The 18,450-nt window shown below is 74.7% G+C and carries 19 protein-coding genes and 1 rRNA gene; 7 read left to right on the top strand and 13 right to left on the bottom strand.

The window, feature by feature from the left end; genetic code table 11:
- Window positions 1-31: 31 nt before the first annotated feature.
- Window positions 32-1,039: a PfkB family carbohydrate kinase gene (locus tag ACI8AG_RS07520; RefSeq protein WP_456596518.1), complete on the top strand. Its 1,008-nt coding sequence runs from the start codon at window positions 32-34 to the stop codon at window positions 1,037-1,039.
- Entirely contained in the window at window positions 1,036-1,554 is a 519-nt protein-coding gene (locus tag ACI8AG_RS07515; RefSeq protein WP_456589348.1) for a GNAT family N-acetyltransferase, read from the top strand. Before ACI8AG_RS07520 ends, ACI8AG_RS07515 begins: the two co-directional genes overlap by 4 nt.
- On the opposite strand, the gene ACI8AG_RS07510 is transcribed toward ACI8AG_RS07515, so the two are convergent.
- The 6 genes from ACI8AG_RS07510 to ACI8AG_RS07485 form a co-directional block, all read right to left on the bottom strand.
- Window positions 1,530-2,063: a TetR family transcriptional regulator gene (locus ACI8AG_RS07510; protein WP_456596517.1), complete on the bottom strand. Its 534-nt coding sequence runs from the start codon at window positions 2,061-2,063 to the stop codon at window positions 1,530-1,532. The two genes, ACI8AG_RS07515 and ACI8AG_RS07510, sit on opposite strands and share 25 nt — an antisense overlap.
- Window positions 2,064-2,135: 72 nt before the next feature.
- Window positions 2,136-2,543: a helix-turn-helix domain-containing protein gene (locus ACI8AG_RS07505; protein ID WP_456589346.1), complete on the bottom strand. Its 408-nt coding sequence runs from the start codon at window positions 2,541-2,543 to the stop codon at window positions 2,136-2,138.
- Window positions 2,544-2,649: 106 nt separating this feature from the next.
- Window positions 2,650-3,189 (bottom strand): CinA family protein, encoded by a 540-nt coding sequence (locus ACI8AG_RS07500; RefSeq protein WP_456596516.1) that lies wholly within the window; start codon window positions 3,187-3,189, stop codon window positions 2,650-2,652.
- A gap of 6 nt (window positions 3,190-3,195) precedes the next feature.
- Complete coding sequence (gene pgsA, locus ACI8AG_RS07495; RefSeq protein ID WP_456596515.1) at window positions 3,196-3,861, bottom strand: CDP-diacylglycerol--glycerol-3-phosphate 3-phosphatidyltransferase; 666 nt, start codon at window positions 3,859-3,861, stop codon at window positions 3,196-3,198.
- A gap of 5 nt (window positions 3,862-3,866) precedes the next feature.
- On the bottom strand, window positions 3,867-5,324 hold the full coding sequence (rimO, locus tag ACI8AG_RS07490; protein ID WP_456589343.1) for a 30S ribosomal protein S12 methylthiotransferase RimO: 1,458 nt from the start codon (window positions 5,322-5,324) through the stop codon (window positions 3,867-3,869).
- 76 nt (window positions 5,325-5,400) lie between these two features.
- Window positions 5,401-7,914: a DNA translocase FtsK 4TM domain-containing protein gene (locus tag ACI8AG_RS07485; RefSeq protein WP_456596514.1), complete on the bottom strand. Its 2,514-nt coding sequence runs from the start codon at window positions 7,912-7,914 to the stop codon at window positions 5,401-5,403.
- Between the two features lie 86 nt (window positions 7,915-8,000).
- Here ACI8AG_RS07485 and ACI8AG_RS07480 point away from each other — a divergent pair, with 86 nt between their 5' ends.
- Window positions 8,001-9,941 carry a dipeptidyl-peptidase 5 gene (locus ACI8AG_RS07480; RefSeq protein WP_456596513.1) on the top strand — a complete coding sequence of 647 codons (1,941 nt, stop codon included), beginning with the start codon at window positions 8,001-8,003 and terminating at the stop codon, window positions 9,939-9,941.
- Entirely contained in the window at window positions 9,938-10,471 is a 534-nt protein-coding gene (locus tag ACI8AG_RS07475; protein ID WP_456596512.1) for a GNAT family N-acetyltransferase, read from the top strand. The genes ACI8AG_RS07480 and ACI8AG_RS07475 overlap by 4 nt, the downstream gene beginning before the upstream one ends.
- Here ACI8AG_RS07475 and ACI8AG_RS07470 read toward each other — a convergent pair.
- From ACI8AG_RS07470 to thyX, 5 genes are all read right to left on the bottom strand, one after another.
- A complete protein-coding gene (locus ACI8AG_RS07470) occupies window positions 10,446-12,146 on the bottom strand; it encodes a ribonuclease J (RefSeq protein WP_456589339.1) in 1,701 nt (566 codons plus the stop codon). The two genes, ACI8AG_RS07475 and ACI8AG_RS07470, sit on opposite strands and share 26 nt — an antisense overlap.
- Window positions 12,143-13,057: a 4-hydroxy-tetrahydrodipicolinate synthase gene (dapA, locus tag ACI8AG_RS07465; protein WP_456589338.1), complete on the bottom strand. Its 915-nt coding sequence runs from the start codon at window positions 13,055-13,057 to the stop codon at window positions 12,143-12,145. Before dapA ends, ACI8AG_RS07470 begins: the two co-directional genes overlap by 4 nt.
- Before the next feature lie 9 nt (window positions 13,058-13,066).
- Window positions 13,067-13,570 carry a dihydrofolate reductase gene (locus ACI8AG_RS07460; protein ID WP_456589337.1) on the bottom strand — a complete coding sequence of 168 codons (504 nt, stop codon included), beginning with the start codon at window positions 13,568-13,570 and terminating at the stop codon, window positions 13,067-13,069.
- A gap of 35 nt (window positions 13,571-13,605) precedes the next feature.
- The gene (locus ACI8AG_RS07455) at window positions 13,606-14,412 is read right to left on the bottom strand and encodes a thymidylate synthase (protein WP_456596511.1); all 807 of its coding nucleotides are present in this window, start codon (window positions 14,410-14,412) and stop codon (window positions 13,606-13,608) included.
- Between the two features lie 74 nt (window positions 14,413-14,486).
- The gene (gene thyX / locus ACI8AG_RS07450; RefSeq protein ID WP_456596510.1) at window positions 14,487-15,239 is read right to left on the bottom strand and encodes an FAD-dependent thymidylate synthase; all 753 of its coding nucleotides are present in this window, start codon (window positions 15,237-15,239) and stop codon (window positions 14,487-14,489) included.
- 39 nt (window positions 15,240-15,278) lie between these two features.
- Between thyX and ACI8AG_RS07445 the strand changes: the two genes are divergently transcribed.
- Window positions 15,279-15,710, top strand: coding sequence for a DUF1232 domain-containing protein (locus ACI8AG_RS07445; protein ID WP_456596509.1), 432 nt, complete (start codon window positions 15,279-15,281; stop codon window positions 15,708-15,710).
- Here the strand turns inward: ACI8AG_RS07445 and ACI8AG_RS07440 are convergent.
- A complete protein-coding gene (locus ACI8AG_RS07440; RefSeq protein WP_456596508.1) occupies window positions 15,673-16,896 on the bottom strand; it encodes a winged helix-turn-helix domain-containing protein in 1,224 nt (407 codons plus the stop codon). The genes ACI8AG_RS07445 and ACI8AG_RS07440 overlap by 38 nt on opposite strands.
- Before the next feature lie 65 nt (window positions 16,897-16,961).
- Here ACI8AG_RS07440 and ACI8AG_RS07435 point away from each other — a divergent pair, with 65 nt between their 5' ends.
- Together ACI8AG_RS07435 and ACI8AG_RS07430 are read left to right on the top strand one after the other, a co-directional pair.
- The gene (locus tag ACI8AG_RS07435) at window positions 16,962-17,519 is read left to right on the top strand and encodes an N-acetyltransferase family protein (protein ID WP_456596507.1); all 558 of its coding nucleotides are present in this window, start codon (window positions 16,962-16,964) and stop codon (window positions 17,517-17,519) included.
- A complete protein-coding gene (locus tag ACI8AG_RS07430; RefSeq protein ID WP_456596506.1) occupies window positions 17,516-18,181 on the top strand; it encodes a DUF2461 domain-containing protein in 666 nt (221 codons plus the stop codon). Before ACI8AG_RS07435 ends, ACI8AG_RS07430 begins: the two co-directional genes overlap by 4 nt.
- A 143-nt stretch (window positions 18,182-18,324) precedes the next feature.
- On the opposite strand, the gene rrf is transcribed toward ACI8AG_RS07430, so the two are convergent.
- Window positions 18,325-18,441: ribosomal RNA gene (gene rrf, locus ACI8AG_RS07425) — 5S ribosomal RNA — on the bottom strand.
- Between the last annotated feature and the right edge of the window lie 9 nt (window positions 18,442-18,450).

Below are 18,450 nucleotides of genomic sequence, written 5' to 3'. Positions count from 1 at the left end.
GGCCAGCCGCGTCGCGGCTAGGGTGCGCAGAATGCCGCCCGCCAGCCCCGTTCTCTGCGTCCTCGGCGAGCTCGTCGTCGACCTGCTGCCCGTGCCCGGGGCCGGCGAGAGCAGCACGGCGCCGCACTACGTCGCGCGGCCCGGGGGGAACGCGCTGAACGTCGCCGTCGCCGCCGCCCGCCTCGAGACCCCGGTGCGGTTGCTCGCCCGGCTGGGTACCGGCCCGCTGGCCGCCAACCTGCGCCGGCACGCCGAACTGGCCGGCGTCGACACCACCGGCTTCGTCGAGGCCGCCGAACCGGTGAGCCTGGCCGTCGTCGGGGTCGACGCCGACGGCTCCCCGGACTACGGCTTCCACGTGCTCGGCGCCGCCGACTGGCAGTGGACCGACGAGGAGCTGGACCGGGTGCTGCCGGAGGACGTGGGCGCGCTGCACGTCGGCTCGATCTCCAGCTGGACCGAGCCCGGCAGCGATGCGATCTCCCGGCTGGTCCGCCGGCTGTCGGGCCGCGCGCTGGTCAGCGTCGACCCCAACATCCGCCCGATGCTGGCCGAGGGGCCCGTCGGCGCCTCGCTGGGCAACGACCGGGCAGCCGTGACCAGCCGACTGGACGAGCTCGTCGGCCACGCCGACGTGGTGAAGGTCAGCGCCGAGGACCTCGCCTGGCTGGAACCGGGCGTCACCGACCTGGACGACGCCGCCCGGCGCTGGGCCGACCGCGGTCCGGCGCTGGTCGTCCTCACCGACGGCGGCGCTCCGCTGCGGATGGCCCGTCCGGGCCGGCCGGTGCAGCACCGCGAGAGCCCCCGCGTCGCCGTGGTCGACACGGTGGGAGCGGGCGACTCGCTGGCCGCCGGGCTGCTGACCGGGCTGCTGGGCGCGGGACTCACCACGCGAGCCGCCCTGGCGGCCGCTCCCGACCACCAGCTCCTGGCGCTGCTCGACGACGCCGCGCTCGTCGCCGCGGTCAACTGCACCCGGGTGGGCGCCGATCCGCCCACCCGCGCGGAGCTGGCGGCGGCGCGGGGGCCCCGGTGAGTGACGCCGGCCTCCGCCTCGTCGGTCTCGAGGAGCTCTCCGCGGGGGCGCTGCGCGGCCGGCTGCTCGCCCGGCGTGCCGAGTTCTGGGCCGGCTCACCCCTGGAGGACGCCGCCGTCACCGCGCTGCACGACCCGGTGTTCTTCCACCAGCTGGGTGGCTTCGGGGCGGTCGCCCTCACGCCGCACGACGAGGACGCGGGGTACCTGCTCGGTGTCGTGAGCGCCGACCGGCTCGCCGTCGTCCAGGCCGTGGCCGTCCACCCGGCCCACCGCGGCCGTGGCGTCGCCGTCCGGCTGCTGGAGCGGTTCGCGGGCCTCGCGGCCGGGGTGGGCGCCCGGGTCCTCCAGGCCGTCGCCCTGCCCGGGGACGCCGGGGCTGCCGCCCTGGCCGCCCACCTCGGGGCACACTCGGCGCCCTCAGCGGGTCACGCGGGTCCCGACGAGGACCGGGTGGTGTTCACCCGCCGGCTGCCCCTGGAGCACCCGGCTCAGCCGGCGGAATCCAGGAGCTGACCGAGCAGCGCCGCCTGCCGGCGCCGCTGCGTCGTGAGCCCTGGCTGCAGCACCACGCCGAGCAGCCATCGGCCGGCCAGCTGCGCGCCGTCGTCGTCCACGCCGAGGACGACGGCGAGCCGGCCGGTGAGGCCCGCCCACGTCTCGGCGCCGGGCGCCAGCAGCCCGGCCAGCTGGTCGGGCTCGGTCTCGGCCAGCCGGCGCAGCACCGGGTGCGTGGCGAGCTCGTCGGCGAGCACGGCGAGGGCCTCGGCCGCGGGCAGCCCGGCCGCCAGGTCGGTGAGGCGGTGCAGCTCCGCGGCCAGCAGCGCGCGCACCACGTCGTCCTTGGTGCGGAAGTGGTTGTAGAGGGTGGCCTTGGCGACCCCGGCCGCCGCCGCGACCGACTGCATCGTGCTGCGCCGCAGCCCGGCAGCGGCGAACGCGCGCGTGGCGCCCTCGAGCAGCCCCGCGCGGGTGCGGTTCATCCCGCCCCGGGCCCGTCGGTCGGGCACCGGACGCGCCGGCACGGCACCAGGATCCGGGTCGGGGAGCACGTGCCCTGTCTCGCACCGACGGGCGGCGCCGTCAAGTACGGGCGGTCAGGCGGCGAGCGAGACCGCGTCGCGTCGGCGCGCGGTGCGCCCCTGCTGCCCGGCGCCGACCAGCGCCAGCGCGGGCTCGGCGCCGGCGTCCACCGGGACGGGTGCCTCGGCGGTCTCGGCTGCCGGGGCGGCCTCGCCGGAGGCCGCCAGCGGGCGCACCTCCGCGCCGGCGGCGGCACCGCGCAGCTCGAGGCTCACCTCGGCGAGCAGGTCGGCCAGCTCGACTTCGAGCGCGTCGCAGATGGAGGCGAGCAGCTCCGAGGAGGCCTCCTTCTGCCCTCGCTCCACCTCGGAGAGGTACCCGAGGCTGACCCGGGCAGCACCGGAGACGTCACGCAACGTGCGGTGCTGACGCAGCCGGTGGCCGCGCAGGGTGTTCCCGAGCTGGGTGCGCAGCAGCGTCATGGCCGTCTCCTGTCCTGCGAGCGGGGAAGCGGCGGTGCCGTCCGGCACCGTGGGCTCACGGTACGCGGCGCGTGCGCCGTCAGCCCGCCGACGGGGCCGAGTCCGCTCATGGCGTAACGCCGTCCCCGGGCTCGGCGTTCCCGTCGCCCGCTCCACGCAGCCGGTCCCGCAGGGCGGTGAACGCGCTGGCCACCGCGCCCGCGCGCACGGCGGCGCGGTCTCCCGGCAGGTCCAGCCGGACGACGTCGGTGCGCTGCCCGTCGCTGAGCCCCAGGTACACCCGGCCGGGGCCGTGCCCGTCCACCTCGCCGGGGCCCGCGACCCCGGTGAGCCCGATGCCGAAGGTGGCCGAGCACCGGGCACGGATGCCTTCCGCCAGCGCCGCCGCCGTCTCCGGGCTGACCGGCCCGGAGGCCGCCAGCACGTCGGCAGGCACGCCGGCGAGGACCGTCTTCAGATCCGTGGCGTAGACGACGGCCCCGCCGCGCAGCGTGGCGCTGGCGCCGGGGACGGCGGCGAGGGTGGCGCAGAACAGCCCTGCGGTGAGCGACTCCGCGGCCGCCACGGTCGCGCCCCTGGACTGCAGCGCCCGGTGCACATCCGCGGCGAGCGCCTCGAGCGCGGCGGAGCCGTCTGCGGTGGCCACGACCGCTCAGGCGGCGGTGTCGCGGCGGGTGGAGGGGTCGGCACCCGACTGGCGGCGGGCGGTCGCCGCCCGCATGGCCCGGGCACTGGTCTGCCGCAGCGTGATGGCGCGGTAGACGTAGTCCAGGCCGGTCAGCACCGTGAGCACCACGGCGGCGGCCATGACCCACCAGCGGGTGGTGGCCAGGGCGCCGCTGAGCGGCAGGATGTACAGGCCGATCGCGAGCGACTGCAGCACGGTCTTGGCCTTGCCGCCGCGGCTGGCGGCGATGACGCCGTGGCGGATGACCCAGAACCGCAGCAGGGTGACCCCCACCTCGCGGACCAGGATGACCGCGGTCACCCACCAGGGCAGGAGCGCCAGCACGGACAGGGCGACGAGCGCGGTGCCCGTCAGCGCCTTGTCGGCGATCGGGTCGGCGAGCTTGCCGAACTCGGTGACCTGACCGGTGCGCCGGGCGATCAGCCCGTCGTAGCGGTCGGTGATGATCGCCAGGCCGAAGACGACCGTGGCCCAGTAGCGCCCGGCGTCGTCGAGACCGTCCTCGCGCAGCAGCAGCACGGCCAGCACGGGCACCACCGCCAGCCGCAGCACCGTGAGGGCGTTCGGCAGGTTGAGCAGACGCACCGACTGCGGCGGGGTCGCCGCCGGGTCGGGGGCCACGCCGCTCATCTGCGTCACCGCCCGGCCGGTGCGACGGCGGCGACGAGCGCGGTGGCGACGAGGTCGATGCCCTCGGTGCCGACGACCTCCGCGGGGACCACCTGACCGGCGACCGCACCCGCCGGCACGCCGGTGAGGGTGGTGGTGCCGTCGGCGTCCGGGTCCTGGTGGGCCGCGTGCCCCAACCAGGTGCCCGGGCCGTCGGTGGCGGAGAGGTCCTCGCTGAGCAGGACCTCGACCCGCTCGCCGATGCGCTCCTCGGCCCGCTGGGCGGTCAGCTCCTCGACCAGGTCGGTGATCCGGCGGACCCGGGCGTCGATCTCGTGCTGGTCGAGCTTGCCGTCCAGGCCGATCGCCTCGGTGCCCTCCTCGTCGGAGTAGCCGAAGACGCCCACGGCGTCGAGCCGGCCCTCGACGAGGAAGCGCTCCAGCTCGGCGACGTCGTCCTCGGTCTCCCCCGGGAAGCCGAGGATGACGTTGGTGCGGAACCCCGCCGCCGGCGCGAGCGCACGTGCCCGCTCGATGAGCGCCAGGAAGTCGTCGGTCCCGCCGAAGCGGCGCATCCGGCGCAGCAGCGACGGCGAGGAGTGCTGGAAGGAGAGGTCGAAGTACGGCGCCACCCCGTCGGTCGCGGCGATGACCTCCAGCAGACCCGGACGGAGCTCGGCCGGCTGGAGGTACGCGACCCGCACCCGCGCGACGCCCTCGATCGCGGTCAGCTGCGGCAGCAGCTTCTCCAGCGAGCGCAGGTCGCCGAGGTCCTTGCCGTAGGAGGTGGAGTTCTCGCTGACCAGCACCAGCTCGGTGACGCCCTGGCCGGCCAGCCAGGCCGCCTCGGACAGCACCTCGGCCGGCGGCCGGGAGACGAAGGCGCCGCGGAAGGCCGGGATGGCGCAGAAGGCGCAGCGCCGATCGCACCCGGAGGCGAGCTTCAGCGCGGCCGACGGCCCCGAGGCCAGCCGGCGACGGCGCAGCCAGTCGTGCCCGGGGATCGCCGGGCCTGCGGCGGCGTCCGTCCGGCCCCCGGCGCCGGCCAGCACCGCCGAGCGCTCCACGGGGCTGATCGGGAGCAGCGTGCGGCGGTCCCGCGGCGTGTGGGGCACGAGGGGGCGGCCGGTGAGGACGTCGTCGAGGCGGCCCCCGATCTCGGCGTAGTCGTCGAAGCCGAGGACGGTGGCCTCGGGCAGCGCGTCGGCGAGCTCGGAGCCGTAGCGCTCGGCCATGCAGCCGACCGCGACGACGGAGGCACCGGAGTCGGTCGCGGCGAGGATCGCGTCGACGGAGTCCTTCTTGGCCGTCTCGATGAACCCGCAGGTGTTGACGAGCACCGCATCGGCGCCCTCGGCGTCCTCGACCAGCTGGTAGCCCTCCGCGGCGAGCCGGCCGGCCAGCTCCTCGGAGTCGACCTCGTTGCGCGCGCACCCGAGGGTCACCACGGCCACGGTCCGGGCAGGGCTGGGCGTGGCTGTCACCCGGCCATCGTAGTCCGGCCCCGGGGCAGGGTCCCGCCGCGAGCCTGCGAGTGGCGGGGGGCAGCGGGGTCCTTCATCACGATCCGCCGCGGAGGGTGAACAGCGTCGCCTCGAGCTCGTCGGGCTTGACCAGCACGTCGCGGGCCTTGGAGCCCTCGGACGGCCCGACGATGCCGCGGCTCTCCATCAGGTCCATGAGCCGGCCGGCCTTGGCGAAGCCGACCCGCAGCTTGCGCTGGAGCATCGACGTCGACCCGAACTGGCTCGTGACGATGAGCTCCACGGCCTGCAGCAGCAGGTCGAGGTCGCCGCCGATGTCCTCGTCGATCTCCTTCTGCTCGCCCCCGGCGCTGCCCGCGGAGAAGACCTCCTCGCGGTACTCCGGCTCGGCCTGGCGCTTGGTGAACTCGACGACCGCCTCGATCTCGGCGTCGGTGACGAAGGCGCCCTGCACGCGCATCGGCTTGCCGGCGCCGATGGGCATGAAGAGGGCGTCACCCATGCCGATGAGCTTCTCGGCGCCCGGCTGGTCGAGGATGACCCGGCTGTCGGTCAGGCTGGAGGTGGAGAACGCAAGCCGCGAGGGCACGTTGGCCTTGATCAGGCCGGTGACGACGTCGACCGAGGGGCGCTGCGTCGCGAGGATCAGGTGGATGCCGGCCGCACGCGCCTTCTGCGTGATCCGGACGATGTGCTCCTCGACGTCCCGCGGGGCCACCATCATCAGGTCGGCGAGCTCGTCGACGATCGCCAGGATGTACGGGTAGGGCCGGTAGACCCGCTCGCTGCCGGGGGGCGCGGTGATCTCGCCCTTCTCGACCTTGCGGTTGAAGTCGTCGATGTGCCGCACGCCGGTGGACTTCATGTCCTGGTAGCGCTGCTCCATCTCCTCGACCAGCCAGGCCAGCGCGGTGGCTGCCTTCTTCGGGTCGGTGATGATCGGCGTGATCAGGTGCGGGATGCCGTCGTACGGCGTGAGCTCGACCATCTTCGGGTCGACGAGGATCATCCGCAGCTGGTCCGGGGTGGCCCGCAGCAGCAGCGAGGTCAGGATCGAGTTGACGCAGCTGGACTTACCCGCACCGGTCGCACCGGCGACCAGCAGGTGCGGCATCTTCGCCAGGTTGGCGCAGACGAAGCCGCCCTCGATGTCCTTGCCGAGCCCGACCAGCATCGGGTGCGGGTCCTGCTTGGCCGCCTGCGAGCGCATGACGTCGCCCAGGCTGACCTTCTCGCGGTCGGTGTTGGGCACCTCGATGCCCACCGCGGACTTGCCCGGGATCGGCGCGAGGATGCGGATGTTGTCGTTGGCCACCGCGTAGGCCATGTTCTTGGTCAGCTGCGTGATCTTCTCGACCTTGACGCCCTGACCGAGCTCGACCTCGTAGCGGGTGACCGTCGGTCCACGGGTGAACCCGGTGACGGCGGCGTCGATGTTGAACTGGTCGAGCACCCCGCTGATGGCCTCGATGGCGACGTCGTTGGCCTTCGACCGCGCCCGCGGCGGGTCCCCCGCCCGCAGCATGGACAGCGCCGGCAGCACGTAGTCGCCCTCGACCGGCTGGATGGACAGCTGCTCGGGCTCGGTGATCGGCGGCAGGTCCTCGGGCGGGGAGGTGCGGTCCTCGACCGGCCGCCGCACGGTCGGCGGTACCGGCGGCGGGGGGGCCAGCACGGTGTGCTCGGGGTCGGTGGTGCGGGTCGCCTCCGGCGCCTCCGCGTAGGCCCCGTGGTCGATGGGCCCGGTGGTGAGCAGGTCCTCCGACAGCGAGCTGCGGCGCCGGCGCCCCTTGGGCGCGGGCTCCTCGTCGTCCTCGTCGTAGTCGTCGGCGTCGTGGTCCTCGTCGTAGTCGTCGCGGCCCAGCAGCCGATCGGTGAGCTCGCGGACCCGTTCGGGGATCTGGTGGACCGGCGTCGCGGTGATCACGAGCAGGCCGAAGAAGGCGAGCAGCCCGAGCAGCACGACGGTGACCGCGGCACCGACACCGGCCACCAGCGGCGTGCCGACGGCCCAGCCGACCATCCCACCGGACCCGGGTTCGCCCGCCTCCGGCACTGCGGGAGTACCGAGGACGTGCGCGATGCCCAGCACCGACGCGACGGCGCACAGCCAGCCGATCGCCAGCCGGCCGCGCGCCTCCGGACGAGGGCCGCGGCGCAGCAGCCGCAGGGCGGCGAAGAAGAGGACGACGGGCAGCACCATCACCAGCGAGCCGACGACCCAGCGCACCCCGTCGGTGAGGGCGGCCCCGACCGGGCCGATGCCGTTGCTCCATGCGGCGGCCCCGAGCACGATCGCCAGACCGAGGACGGCGAGTCCCACCCCGTCGCGCCGGTGCTCGGGGGCGAGCGGCTCCGCCTCCTCCGGCCGGGCGACGGACCGGGCCAGACCGCCCGCGCCGCGGGCGAGCAGGTTCCAGCCCCCGCTGGCGATCCGCCAGACCGAGCCACCGGACGACGGCTTCTTCCGGGCGGGCTGCCGCCGGTTGGGCGCCCGCTTGGTGGCGGGCCGCTTCTTGCTCGCCGCCGTCGAGCCCGAGCGGCTGCGGGTCGCGGCCGGCCGGCGGTTCGGCGTGGTGCGGGCAGGCATGCGTCAGACCGTAAGCCCGGGGCGGGTTCCCGGCGGGCAGGCCGGACGTCGTGTCCCGCGCACCGCCGTCCCTTAACGTCACACGCATGAGCACCCCGCTCCCCCACGGCAGCTGGCCCACCCCCGTCACCTCCGAGCTCGTCGTGCGGGCGGCGGCCCGTCTCGGGGAGGTGGTCGTGGACGGGGACGACGTCTGGTGGGCCGAGTCGCGACCGGCCGAGGGCGGCCGCACCGCGCTCGTGCGGCGATCCCCCGACGGCGTGGTCACCGACGCCCTGCCGGCGCCCTGGAACGCCCGCACCCGGGTGCACGAGTACGGCGGCGGCGCCTGGACGGTGTCCGACGGCGTCCTGTGGTTCACGGAGTTCTCGGACCAGCGGCTGTACCGACTGGCGCCCGGCCACGGTTCGCCCGTCGCGGTGACCCCGGAGCCGGCCGTTCCGTCCGGCGTCCGGCACGCGGACCTCGCCGTGGTCGCGGACGGCGTGCTCGCGGTGCGGGAGACGCACACCGCCTCCGGCGCAGCGGCCGACGTGGTGAACGAGATCGTGCTGGTGCGCCCGGACGGGGCGACGGAAGTGCTCGTCTCCGGTCCCGACTTCGTCTCCGACCCGCGGCCGGCCCCTGACGGGGTCACGCTGGCACGGCTGCAGTGGGACCACCCGGACATGCCGTGGGACACGGCGCAGCTGGTCGTCCGGTCGGGTGACGGTAACGAGACTGTCGTCGCCGGCGGTCCTGGCGAGTCCGTCGTGCAGCCGACGTGGAGCCCCGACGGCACCCTGTGGTTCCTCTGCGACCGCACCGACGTCTGGTCCCTCTACCGCCGGCGTCCCGGCGGGGCACCGGACCTCGTGCTCGACGCCGGGAGCGACATCGCCGGGCCGCAGTGGGTGTTCGGTCAGTCGCGCTACGCCCTGCTGGCCGACGGCAGGGTCGTCCTGGCCTACGGCCGGGCCGGGCGCGACCGCCTGGCGGTACTGAGCCCCGGCGACGAGCCCCGGGAGCTCGACCTCCCCTACGGCACGTTCCGGTACCTGACCGCGCAGGGCACCTCGGTGGTCTGCGTCGCAGGCGGCCCGGCGAGCGAGCCGGTGGTCCTGCGGGTCGACGTCGACAACGGCGCGGCGGAGGTGCTGCGCCCGGCGCGGGACCTGGAGCTGGACCCGGCCTGGTTCTCCCGGCCCGAGCACGTCACCTTCCCGACCGAGGACCGCGGCACGGGGATCGGCGTCGCCCACGCCCAGGTCTACCCGCCGGCGAACCCGGAGGTGACGCCCCGGGAGGGGAGCCTCCCGCCGCTGGTGGTCGTGGTCCACGGTGGCCCCACCGCGGCCGCCGTCCCGGTGCTGAGCCTGGAGATCCAGTACTGGACCTCCCGCGGGTTCTGCGTCGCCGACGTCGACTACCGCGGCTCCGTCGGCTACGGCCGCCGCTACCGCGACGCGCTGCGGGGCCGGTGGGGAGTCGTCGACCTCGACGACGTCGTCGCGTGCGCGCGCTTCCTCGCCGACGCCGGCCGCGTCGACCCCGCCCGGATGGCGATCCGGGGCGGGTCGGCCGGGGGCTACACCACGCTGGCCGCCCTCTCCATGCGCCCGGGCGTCTTCACCGCCGGGGCCAGCCACTACGGCGTCGCCGACCTGGGCGCGCTGGCCGCCGAGACGCACAAGTTCGAGTCCCGCTACCTCGACGGCCTGGTCGCGCCGTGGCCCGAGGGCGCCGACGTCTACGCCGAGCGCTCACCGATCAACCACGTCGACACCCTCGATACCCCGCTGGCGGTGTTCCAGGGCGACGAGGACGCCGTCGTGCCGCCGTCGCAGGCCGAGGCGATCGTCGCGGCGCTGCGCGACAAGGCGGTGCCGCACGCCTACCTGCTGTTCCCCGGCGAGCAGCACGGCTTCCGCAAGGCGGAGAACATCCGCGCCGCGCTGGACGGGGAGCTCTCCTTCTACGCGCAGGTCTGGGGGTTCGACCTGCCGCCGGGCGAGGCGATCGAGCCGATCGCGGTCGTGCGGGGATGACCGGCGTCGTCCGGGCGGCCGTGCACGCCGACCTGGCCGCGCTCCAGGACGTCGAGCGCGCCGCCGGCCGCCCGTTCGCCGACCTCGGCATGAGCCTGGTGGCGGAGGACGATCCCCCGTCGCTGGAGACGCTGCGGGAGTACGCGGACGCGGGCCGCGCCTGGGTCCGCACGGACGACGACGGCCGGCCGGTGGCCTATCTCCTCGCCGACGAGGTCGACGGTTGCGCCCACGTCGAGCAGGTGAGCGTGCACCCGGAGCACGCCGGCCGCCGCCTCGGTCAGGAGCTCCTCGCCCGCCTGGAGGAGTGGGCGAAGGATCGGGACCTACCGGCGATCACGCTCACCACCTACGTCGACGTCCCGTGGAACGGCCCTCACTACCGGCGGCAGGGGTTCCGGTTCCTGTCGGACGCCGAGCTCACGCCCGGCCTGCGGCGCATCCGCCGGGCGGAGGCAGCTCGCGGCCTCGACCGCTGGCCGCGGGCCGCCATGCGGCGGGAGCTCAGACCTCCAGCACCGTCGGGATGATCATCGGCCGGCGGCGGTGCTTGTCCGACACCCACTTGCCGACCGTGCGCCGGATGATCTGCGACAGGCGGTGGGCGTCCACGTCGTCGTCGGCGAGCGCCCGCTTGAGGTTGTCCTCGACCAGGGCCAGCACCTCGTCGAAGGCCGACGGGTCGTCGGAGAAGCCACGGGTGGACAGGTGCACCGGCCGCACGATGGTGCGCGTGGACGGCTCGATCACCACGGTCAGGGAGACGAACCCCTCGTCGCCGAGGATGCGGCGGGCCTGCAACGACTCCTCGCCGACGTCCCCCACGTTGAGCCCGTCGACGTAGACGTCGCCGATCGGCACCGAGCCGACGATCGAGGCCTTGCCGTCGAGGAGGTCCACGACGACGCCGTCCTCGGCCAGCAGGATCCGGTCGGCGGCCATGCCCGTCTCCTCGGCGAGCTTGGCGTGCGCCCGCAGGTGCCGCCACTCCCCGTGGACCGGCATGAGGTACTTCGGCTTGGCGACGTTGAGCAGGGTCCGCAGCTCGCCGGCGGGGGCGTGCCCGGAGACGTGCACCCGCGCCGTCTCCTTGTGCACTACGGTGGCGCCCAGCCGGGCCAGCCCGTTGATCACCTTGTAGACGGCGGTCTCGTTGCCGGGCACGAGCGACGAGGCCAGGACGACGGTGTCCCCGGCCTCGATGGTGACCTGGTGGTGCTCGCCGCGCGCCATCCGGCCCAGCGCCGACAGCGGCTCCCCCTGCGAGCCGGTGCTGACCAGCACGACCTGCTCGGGCGGCATCTTCGCGGCGTCGTCCAGCGAGACCATGAGGCCCGGCGCCACCCGCAGCAGCCCCAGGTCGCGGGCCACACCCATGTTGCGGACCATCGAGCGGCCCACCAGCGCCACCTTGCGGCCGTGCTTGTCCGCGCAGTCGAGCACCTGCTGGATGCGGTGCACGTGGCTGGCGAAGCTGGAGACGATGAGCCGCTGCGACGCGCGCGCGAAGACGTCGTCGAGCACCGGCCCGATGGACCGCTCGGGAGTGACGAAGCCGGGCACCTCGGCGTTGGTGGAGTCGGCCAGCAGCAGGTCGATGCCCTCGACGCCCAGCCGGGCGAACGCCCCCAGGTCGGTCAGCACCCCGTCGAGGGGTAGCTGGTCCATCTTGAAGTCACCGGTGTGCACGAGCAGGCCCGCCGGCGTGCTCACGGCGACGGCGAGCGCGTCGGGGATCGAGTGGTTCACCGAGATGAACTCGCAGTGGAACGGCCCGGCGACGTGGTCGTCACCGGCGGCGACCTCGACCAGGGTCGCGTCCAGCCGGTGCTCGCGGAGCTTGGCGGCCACCAGCGCCAGCGTGAAGCGGGACCCCACCAGCGGGATGTCCTCGCGCAGCCGCAGGAGGTACGGGATCGCACCGATGTGGTCCTCGTGCCCGTGCGTGAGGACCACCGCGGCGATGTCGTCGAGGCGGTGCTCGATCACGCCGAAGTCCGGCAGGATCAGGTCGACGCCGGGCTGCTCCGCCTCCGGGAACAGCACGCCGCAGTCGATGACGAGCAGCGTGCCGTCGAACTCCAGCACGGCCATGTTCCGGCCGATCTCGCCGAGACCGCCCAGCGCCATCACCCGCAGCCCGCCCTCCGGCAGCGGCGGGGGCGCCTTGAGGTCCAGGTGGGGCTGGGTGGCCTGTCCGCTCACGACGTCGTCGCCTCTCGGAGCTGGACCCCGCCGGCGGCGAGGTCGGCGCGCAGCTGCGCGATCTGTTCGGGGGTGGCGTCGACCAGGGGCGGCCGCACGGGGCCGGCCGGGAGGCCGAGCTCGCGCAGCGCCGCCTTGGCGAGGATGACGCCCTGGGTGCGGAAGATGCCGGTGTAGACCGGCAGCAGGCTGTCGTTGATCTCGCGGGCCTTGACCAGGTCACCGCCCTCGACGGCGGCGACGAGCTCGGCCAGGCGGGGCCCGACGACGTGGCTGACGACGCTGACCATGCCGACGCCGCCCAGGGCGAGGATCGGCAGGTTCAGCATGTCCTCGCCGCTGTAGTAGGCGAGGTCCGTGCGCGCCATCGTCCAGGCCATGGCACCGAAGTCGCCCTTGGCGTCCTTCACCGCGACGATCCGCGGGTGCTCCGCGGCGCGCACGAGCGTCTCCACCTCGATGGGCATCCCGGTGCGGACGGGGATGTCGTACAGCATCACCGGCAGGTCGGTGCTGTCGGCGACGGAGGTGAAGTGGCGGAGCAGACCGGCCTGGGGGGGCCGGTTGTAGTACGGCGTCACGACCAGCAGGCCGTGGACGCCGAGTTCCGCGGCCGCGCGCGCCTTCTCGATCGAGTGCGCGGTGTCGTACGTCCCGACGCCGGCGACGACCGTGGCCCGGTCACCGACGGCGTCCAGCACCACCTCGAGGACGGCGCGCTGCTCGGCGTCGCTGATCGTCGGCGACTCACCCGTCGTCCCGAAGACGACCAGCCCGTCATTCCCACCCCGGTCGACCAGGTGCGCGGCCAGCTCCTGGGCCCCGGCCAGGTCGATCGACCCGTCCTCGGCCAGCGGGGTGACCATCGCCGTGAGGAGGCGCCCGAACGGCCGGGCGGGGTCGGTGGTCATGGGGAGAATCTACCCAGCGGAGGGAACCGATCCCCTCACGTACTCCGACACCGCGAAACGCAGGCCGTCCGACGCCGACACCGACCAGCCCTCGGCCGGCGTGCGCGCGGTGCGGACCCACCCCCCGTCCAGCGCCGGCGCCCAGGTGTCGCCGTCGACGGCGACGTCGACGTCGGTGACCACCACCCGGTCGGCGTGCGGCAAAAACGCGGCGTAGACCTCTCCCCCGCCGATCACCCAGCACGCCGGGTGCTCGGCCAGCACCTGGGCGACCGAGTGCGCGACCAGCGCCCCCTCGGCCGACCACCGGGGATCCGACGTCAGCACGACGTTGACCCGGTTCGGCAGCGGGCGGAAGCGCTCCGGCAACGACTCCCACGTGCGCCGGCCCATCACCACCGTCGACCCGGTGGTCAGCCGGCGGAAGAGCGCGAGGTCCTCGGGCAGGTGCCAGGGCAGGCCGCCGTCGGCACCGATGACGCCACCCCGCGCCTGCGCCCAGATCAGCGCCACGCCGCTCCGCCCGGCTGGCGAGCTCGCCGGGCCGGTCACACCGCCACGGCCGCCCGGATCGCGGGGTGGTGGCGGTAGTCCCGCACCGTGAAGTGCTCGTAGCCGTAGTCGAACAGCGTGGGCGCCGGCGCGAGCTCCAGCGTCGGGAAGGGCAGCACCTCCCGGGAGAGCTGCTCGGTCACCTGGTCGACGTGGTTGTTGTAGATGTGGCAGTCACCCCCGACCCAGATGAACTCGCCGGGCTCCAGCCCGACCTGGGCGGCGATCATCCGGGTGAGCAGCGCGTAGCTCGCGATGTTGAACGGCACGCCGAGGAACATGTCGGCGCTGCGCTGGTAGAGCTGGCAGGAGAGCTTGCCGTCGGCCACGTAGAACTGGAAGAACGCGTGGCAGGGGGCCAGCGCCATCTCGGGCAGGGCGGCGACGTTCCAGGCCGAGACGATCATCCGGCGGGAGTCGGGGTCCGTGCGCAGCGTGTCGAGCAGGTTCGCGATCTGGTCGACGTGCCCGCCGTCGGGGGTGGGCCACGACCGCCACTGCACGCCGTAGACGGGGCCGAGCTCGCCGTCCGGGGACGCCCACTCGTCCCAGATGGTGACGCCGTTCTCGCGCAGCCAGCTCACGTTGCTGTCGCCGCGCAGGAACCAGAGCAGCTCGACGGCGATCGACCGGAAGTGCACCTTCTTCGTCGTCACCAGGGGGAAGGTCTCCGACAGGTCGTAGCGCAGCCGCTCGCCGAACAGGCTCACCGTCCCCGTCCCGGTCCGGTCCGCCTTCGGCGTCCCCTGCGCCAGGATGCGCCGCAGGAGGTCCTCGTACTGGGTGTCGATCGGTGCTGCCACGACCCCGAGCCTACGGCGGCCCGCCTCCACCGGGCCGCGGCCCGGGAACACCCGCCCCAGCCGTCGCGCGGGGCTCAGCCCTCGGTGACGAAGGGGCTCGCCGCGACCTCGGTGCCGTCGGCGAGCCGGTTGATCCGGAAGTCGCCGAAGACGTTGGCGGCCACGCGCTGGAGCTCGCGCAGGCAGGCGATCGCCAGCTCGCGGAGCTCGACGTCGGCGTGCTCGCTGGCCCGCACGGCCACGAAGTGCCGCCAGGCCCGGTAGTTGCCGGTGACGACGATGCGGGTCTCGGTGGCGTTGGGCAGCACCGCGCGGGCCGCCTGGCGGGCCTGCCTGCGGCGCAGCGTCGCGGAAGGGGCGTCGGCGACCCGCTCCTCCAGCCCCTGGAGCAGCGCACCGTACGCGGCGACGGCGGCCTCGGTGGCGGCGAGGAACCGTGCGTGCAGCTCGGGGTCCTCGGCGATGACGGCCGGCTCGACGACGGCCGCGCCGTCCTCGGGGACGTACCGCTGGGAGAGCTGGCTGTAGGAGAACTGCCGGTGCCGCACCAGCTCGTGGGTGAGCGAGCGGGAGACCCCGGTGAGATACATGCTCACCGTTCCGTGCTCCAGCACCGAGAGGTGCCCGACCTCCAGGATGTGCCGCAGGTAGCCGGCGTTGGTGGCGGTGGCCGGGTTCGGCTTGTCCCACGCCTGGTAGCAGGCCCGCCCGGCGAACTCGGCGAGCGCCTGACCGCCGTCGGCGTCGGTCTCCCACGGCACGTCCGCCGGCGCGGTGAACTGCGTCTGCGCGACGACCTGGACCCGGAGCGGCGCGATCTCTGGCACCCGTCGAGCCTACGGCGGCCGGGCGGGCAGACTGGCGGCGTGGAGTGGTGGCGTCCGTTGCTGGCCGTGGTCGGCGGGTTCCTGCTGGTCTGGCTGGTGCTGCTCGCCGCCCTGTGGCGCACCCGGCCCGACGGGCTGACCGTCCGAGACGGCCTGCGCCTGCTCCCCGACGTCGTGCGGCTCGTGCGCCGGCTGGCCGCCGACCGCGCCCTGCCCGCCGCGCTGCGTGTGCGGCTCTGGCTGCTGCTGGCCTACCTGCTCTCGCCGGTGGACCTCGTGCCCGACGTCGTGCCGGTCCTCGGCCAGGCCGACGACGTCGTGGTCGTCGCCTGGGCGCTGCGCTCGGTGGTGCGCCGCGCCGGCGACGACGCCCTCGTGCGGCACTGGCCGGGCGAGCCGGCGGGGCTGCAGGTGGTGCGCCGGCTCGCCGGCCTCAGGCCGGGAGCGGCGGGACCCCCAGCGCACGGCTGAGGTCGGGCCACAGGTCCCCCCGCTGGACCACGGCGACGTCGTCCAGCGCCATCCACCCGGCCATCAGCCGCAGTTCGTCGGCGAGCTCGGCGGCGACCGCAGCGTGCTCCACCCCGGCCTCGGCGTGCGCCGCCTGCACGCGCAGGACGCCGGCCTTCCGGTCCGCCTTGAGGTCGACGCGGGCCACCAGCCGGTCGCCCAGCAGGAAGGGCAGCACGTAGTAGCCGTGCACCCGCTGCTGCGCCGGGGTGTAGATCTCCAGCCGGTAGCGGAAGCCGAAGATCCGCTCGACCCGTGGCCGCTCCCACACCAGGGAGTCGAACGGGCTGAGCAGCGCCCGCGCCCGGATCCACCGAGGACGGCGGGCCGCGGGGTCCAGCCAGGCCGGGCGCCGCCAGCCGGCCACCTCGACCGGAAGGAGCTCGCCGGCGTCGGCCAGCTCGCCGATCGCCGTCCTGGCGTCGGCCGGGGTGAGGCGGAAGTAGTCGCGCAGGTCGGTCTCGGTGGCGACGCCGAGCGCCCGCGAGGCGGTGCGGACGAGCTCCCGCACGGCGTCGGGCCGCTCCGGGGTGGGGGCGGCGAGGACGGCGGCGGGCAGGACGCGCTCCGGCAGGTCGTAGACGCGCTCGAACCCCGGCGTCCGGCGGGCGGCGGTGAGCGCGCCGGTGAAGAAGAGGTACTCCAGCGCGGCTTTGCCCGCGTGCCAGTTCCACATGCTGCCCGGCCGGTTGGGCCGCTCCTCCTGCAGCTCGCCGGCGCGGAGCGGGCCGTCGCGACGCACCCGCTCGAGCAACGCCGCCACGTACTCCGGTCGCTCCCGGTGCACCCGGGTCATGCTGCCCCAGGCCTCCCGCTGGACGGCCGCCATGCGCCAGCGCAGGAAGGGCTGCAGCCGTACGGGGAGGAACGACGCCTCGTGCGCCCAGTACTCGAACAGGTCGTGCCGCCGGTTCGCCAACCCGTCGAGCGCCTCGCGCGGATAGGGCCCCAGCCGGCTGAACGCCGGCAGGTAGTGCGAGCGGGAGAGCACGTTGACCGAGTCGATCTGGACGACGGCCAGCCGCTCGGTGAGCCGCCGCAGCTGCCGTGTTCCGACGGCGGCGACCGGCCGCGGCTCGGCGAAGCCCTGGGCGGCCAGGGCGATCCGCCTCGCCAGCGCGGCGGGCAACCGTTCGACAGAGGTCACACCCGAGGATCCTGCCCGCCCGGTACGACACCCGCCGCTCCGGCCACCGGACCTACGCTGCCCGGGTGACCTCGCTCCCGTTCCCCCGCCGCACGGGCTCCGCCGACGTGTCGGTCCGACCGGCCCGACCGGACGACGCCGCCGCCATCGCCCGGGTGCAGGGTGTCACCTGGCGGACGGCGTACCGCGCGCTGCTGCCGCCGGAGGTTCTCGACAGCTGGGACGAGGCGGCCGTCACGGCGTCCTGGCGGTCGGCCGTCGCGAGCCCGCCCTCGACCCGGCACCGGGTGCTGGTCGCCGTCGAGCGCGAGGCGGTCGTGGGCTTCGCCGCCGTGACGCCCGGGGACGACGCCGCCGAGATCACCACGCTGCTGGTCGAGCCCCGGTGGGGACGGCGCGGCCACGGCAGCCGCCTGCTGGCCGCGGTCACCGACCTCGCCGCTGCCGACGGCACCGCCCGGCTCCAGGTGTGGCTCGCGGAATCCGACCGGGCGTCCGCCGACTTCTACGCATCGGCGGGTTGGGCACCCGACGGGTGGGCGCGCACGCTGGACACCGGGGCAGCACCTCTGCGGGAGCTGCGCTGGCACGTCGCGCTGGACGACGAGGACATGGACCGATGACCTTCGACGGTTTCCCGGACGAGGGACTGGTCTTCTACGAGGGGCTCGAGGCCGACAACAGCAAGGCCTACTGGACCGCGCACCGCGCCGACTACGACGCCCACGTCCGCGCACCGATGACCGCGCTGGTCGAGGAGCTGGCGCCCGAGTTCGGGACGGCGAAGGTCTTCCGCCCGTACCGCGACGTCCGGTTCAGCCACGACAAGACCCCCTACAAGACACACCAGGGCGCCGTCGTCAACCCGGAGGGGCGCGGCGCGGGCGCCTGGTACGTCCAGATCTCCGCCGACGGGCTGTCCGTCTCGGGCGGCGCCTGGCGCCTGGAGTCCGACCAGGTGGCGAGGTACCGGCGGGCGGTGGCCGACCCGGTGCAGGGGCCCCGCCTGGAGGCCGAGGTGTCCCGCCTGCGCACCGCCGGCTGGGAGATCGAGGGTGACCGACTGGTGCGGGTCCCGGCCGGGTACTCGGCTGCGGATCCCCGCATCGAGCTGCTCAGGCACAAGGCGCTGCACGCCACCCGCCGGTGGACGCCGGAGGACTGGCTGCACACCCGGGAGGCCGTCGACCGGGTTCGCGCCGCCTGGCGGGACCTGGGCCGGCTGAACGCGTGGCTCGCCGACAACGTCGGCGCCACCACGAAGGAGCCCCGCCCCCGGCGCTGACCCGGGCAGACGACCGGTGACCCGCCGCCCCTGCCGGCTCCTCCGCGCATAGCGGAGAGGCGCCGTGCGCGGGGGCCGGCGCGGTGAGGGGGGAACGACGAAGGGGCCCCAGCACGAATGCTGGGGCCCCTTCGGGAATGGTTGTCCGGCGGCGTCCTACTCTCCCACCCCGTCTCCAGGGCAGTACCATCGGCGCTGAGAGGCTTAGCTTCCGGGTTCGGAATGTTGCCGGGCGTTTCCCTCTCGCCATGGCCGCCGTAACTCTGTGA

It is taken from the genome of Blastococcus sp. SYSU DS0552 (assembly GCF_054050815.1).
This window is presented reverse-complemented; position numbering and strand designations above follow the sequence as displayed.